We start from the raw sequence: 3,936 nt of genomic DNA, 5'->3' as shown, positions 1-3,936 counted from the left end.
AAATAAAAAGTATAATTACAAATTATAATAAAAAAACAAAAATCTAAAAACAATCTAAAGATAATTTTAAAATTATAATAAATTTATCTTACTAATAGATATTATAAAAATATATGTTTTTTATTAGTATTTAAATATTTTGGAAAAATTGAAAAATTCAAAAAAATAAAACATTTAATTCTAAAACATTGCAATATTTTATATATTTATATTTTCAATGACAAGCCCTTTTAAAAAAAAAGATAAAAAAGGTAAAAAAGATAAAAAAGACCTAAAAGATAAAAATCTAGTAAAAAAAGGCTAAAAAAAGCTTGAAAAACATTAAATAAGTATGAAACAATTAAGAACTAACTCTAAAATAGCATAAAATAATTATGAAAATTATGAAAAAGCTATATATCTTCCTTTTTTACTTTTAACAATAATATCTCCATTTAAGTTAGGCAAAGTCACAATGTCTTGTGGACTAAATGGTCCATAAACTTTTTCATCAACTCCAACAATAGCAGGAAGATTTTTAAAAATTAAAATGGGATTATTTTGAATTCTATTTTTAAGAGGTTTATTTTTGTTGGACAAAGAGTTAACATATTCGTCATACTCATCTTTAGACAATTCATCTAAAATTTCACTATGATAGAAATCATCATTTGTATCATTTGACCCAATTGAATTAGTATCTAACTCAATTGAATTACTAGCTGAATTATTGAATTTTTGAGAATTATTTTCCTCATTTGAAACATTTGAATTAACATTCTTATGAAGATTATTATTGTCTTCTAATTCTATTTTAACATTAGGTTTAGGGTTAAAATCAATATTAGATGTAGAATCTACTTTTAAATTAGAATTATCCTTATTTTCAATATTTTCTTTTGAAATATCATCAATGACTTCATCTATTTGATTTTCATTAAAGTCTAATTTATTTTCATCTTCAGTAGAAAAATCTTCTTCTTCATTAATTTCTTCATCTATTTCTTCAAAAAACTCATTGTTTGAAAATTTATCTAAAGAAATTGAGTCTCTAAAATTTTTTAAAATGTCAATAAGAGCAAAATATAACTTCTCTTCTTCTGGAGTCAGGTTTAATGGCTGAGAATCAATAAAATCAAATTGTTTCTTTCCTCTAAAAAGGTGATATGATTTGCGAATGTTATCAACAGCAGCAGTAGCTATTTTATTTTCTCTAATTTCACAAATTTCAGAAGAAATAGATCTAACATGTTTTAAAGTATTATGTTCCTCTGCAAAGACATTTCCAACAGCTATTTTGCTTAATTTTTCCATATGACTATGAATATTTTTATAAAAATCTGATCCAACCTTAGATAATTTACCCAAATTAGCTCGTTCCATTCTTTGGAGTTCACGTAAAATTTGAAAGTAATCATCATTCATAATATCTATTTTAAGCTTAATTATAAAAAAATCAATAAGTCAGAAAAATTTCAGAACATAATCAATAGTGAAGATTAAAAAAATAAAAAAAAGATTAATGAATATAAACTAAAAAAATATTCAAATTAATTAATAAAATTTAATAAATTGAATTAAAATAAAATTAAAAAATAAATAAAAATTTTTAAAAGGAATTAAAAAAATATTAAAAAATAAATAAATAAAAAATAAATAAAAAATTTTTAAAGGGAATTAAAAAAAATTATGTAAAATTATTTAATCTTCATTTTCAATTCTTGGAGCAAGTAAAAATCTTAGTTCTCCTTCCTCAGAAATCATTTTTAAGCTTAAAGTTAAAGGCATGTCATTTCCAATTGAAAGAGTAACATTATCTGAAAATTTGTCTGCTTTAAGCATTTCGCTTATTTTTTCAAGGGAAAATACAGAAGATGCTTCTTCTTTAACACTTTCACCATGTATAAATTCAATGTTTACCTCACCAAATTCTCCAGTGGCAAATGCTTTAAATTTTTCAGAATCTACACTTAAACTTACTTTGTCTGAGTAAATGTCTATATCATTAATAGAATTTTTGAAAAGATCAAAAGGAATGCTAAACTCAGTAGGATATTCAATTGCTGGAGGTGTGGCAGGCTCATACTCCATATCAATTAATCTAATTTTAAATGTTCTTTTAGCTTGTCCTTCGAATGTAATGATTAAATTGCCCTCATCAAGAGACAATAAAACTCTGTCATCAGACTTAGAACGTTTGAGAACTTTCATAAATTCGTCAGTATCGATATTAATCTTTTCTGGCTCATCACATATGTATTCATCAAATAAACTTGCTTTTAAATCTAAATGGAGAAATGTGATATGACCACGGTCTAATGCATCTAACCTTAAACCTTCACTATCAGTTTGAAACTGTATTTCATCAACAATGGCTGAAATAGCTTCAAAACTTGTTTTTAATATATTAGGATTACTTAACTCTGCTTTAAACATTAAATTACCATCCATGTATTAACTTTCAATATCATAATATTGATATCATATAAAAAAAATCATATTTTATTTGAATATGGAATATATTGAATATGGAATATAAATATTTATTAAATTAGTAGTGAATTAAATTATTTAAAAAAATGCTTTTTAGAAAAATTAATAATAAAAAGTATTATAAAAATATTAATAAAAATTTTTTATATATGAAAATCTCTATGCTTATTAATCATATTATAATAATATATAGTTTTTCATTATATTTATATTTTAAAAAAAAATCTAAAAAAAGCTAGATAAAATTTAAAAAAATTAAAAATTTTAAAAATCTAAAAAAAGTTAAAAAATGAAAAAATAAAAAAATAAAAAAATCTAATTTGAAAATAAAAAAATCATTAAAATTTAAAATAAATAATGGCTAATCATTCGTTTACAGTGTCATTATTTTCATTATTGAATAAATATTTGTCTAAATTTTCTTCTGAATTAGCTATTTTAGATTCAATATCATTAGTTTTAGAATCCAATTCCTTAGAATTTGAATTTTCAGAAACTAAGTTTCCATTATTATTCACGACATGTTTTTCAGGTTTATCTGAATTTTCTTTTTTATTGATTTTTTCCTCATCAATATCTTCAATATCTTGTTTAATATTTTCACCAGTATCTTGTTTAATATCTACATCTATATCTTCATCATCCAATCCAACAGTTTTAATGAAATTTAAATGTTCTTCTTTAATTTCTACTGAAAATTCTTGGTTTTCAAGATGATGTTTAGAATCATCCTCTTCAAAATCCTTAATTAATTCAAAAGTATCTGAAAGTGTACTTTTTTTAGAAATTAACGATAAAATCGAAACTAGTGAAATAAAAATACCTATTATAATTATAAAAATGCCTTGTGATGTGGCTTCACCTGATGTTACACTATCAATGACTCTTTGTGAACTAGATAAAATTGTAGATCCTCCCCACAAAAAAAGAAAAACAGAAACAATAATTCCTAAAATCGGTAGAATAGATAAACTTTCAGATTGTAAAGTTTTAAATCTACTAATTAAGTCATTGTCGTGAGATTTAAAAAAATCAAGTTTATCTCTTAAATCCTTATTTTCACCAGATTCATTTGAATTTTCTGTGATATCCTCAGATTTATTATCAAATTCATTATCAAATTCATTATCAAATTCATTATCAAATTTATTTAAAAATTCTTCATCAAAACCATTAGATAATTCTTTATTAAAACCATTTGCAAAATCATCATCTAAATTATTATCTAAATTATCGTCTAAAATATTCTTTAAATTACTATCCAAATCATCTTCTTCTAAAGGAATATCATTTAAATCTAGATCTTTAGAATTTTCAGAATTTTTCTTTAAAAATTTAGAAAAATTAGAATTCGTTGATTCACCATCATCTACCATATTATACACCTTTAAATGAAAATATAATAAGTATAATTCAATAAAATATTAAAATAAAATATTAAAGCTATGAAATAATTTATACTAA

General features: G+C 21.9%; 3 protein-coding genes. All 3 read right to left on the bottom strand.

Features of this window, described 5'->3' with window-relative positions:
- Positions 1-381 precede the first annotated feature (381 nt).
- On the bottom strand, positions 382-1,404 hold the full coding sequence (locus MBCUR_RS01460) for a DNA replication complex subunit Gins51 (RefSeq protein ID WP_067089330.1): 1,023 nt from the start codon (positions 1,402-1,404) through the stop codon (positions 382-384).
- Positions 1,405-1,680: 276 nt separating this feature from the next.
- Entirely contained in the window at positions 1,681-2,415 is a 735-nt protein-coding gene (gene pcn / locus MBCUR_RS01455) for a proliferating cell nuclear antigen (pcna) (RefSeq protein WP_067089334.1), read from the bottom strand.
- A 422-nt stretch (positions 2,416-2,837) separates the two neighbouring features.
- Positions 2,838-3,848 carry a hypothetical protein gene (locus tag MBCUR_RS01450; RefSeq protein WP_067089327.1) on the bottom strand — a complete coding sequence of 337 codons (1,011 nt, stop codon included), beginning with the start codon at positions 3,846-3,848 and terminating at the stop codon, positions 2,838-2,840.
- Positions 3,849-3,936 lie beyond the last annotated feature (88 nt).

This window comes from Methanobrevibacter curvatus (genome assembly GCF_001639295.1).
Classification (GTDB): Archaea; Methanobacteriota; Methanobacteria; order Methanobacteriales; family Methanobacteriaceae; genus Methanoflexus; species Methanoflexus curvatus.
Note: the sequence above shows the minus strand (reverse complement) of the source record. Positions and strands in the feature narration are given on the sequence as shown.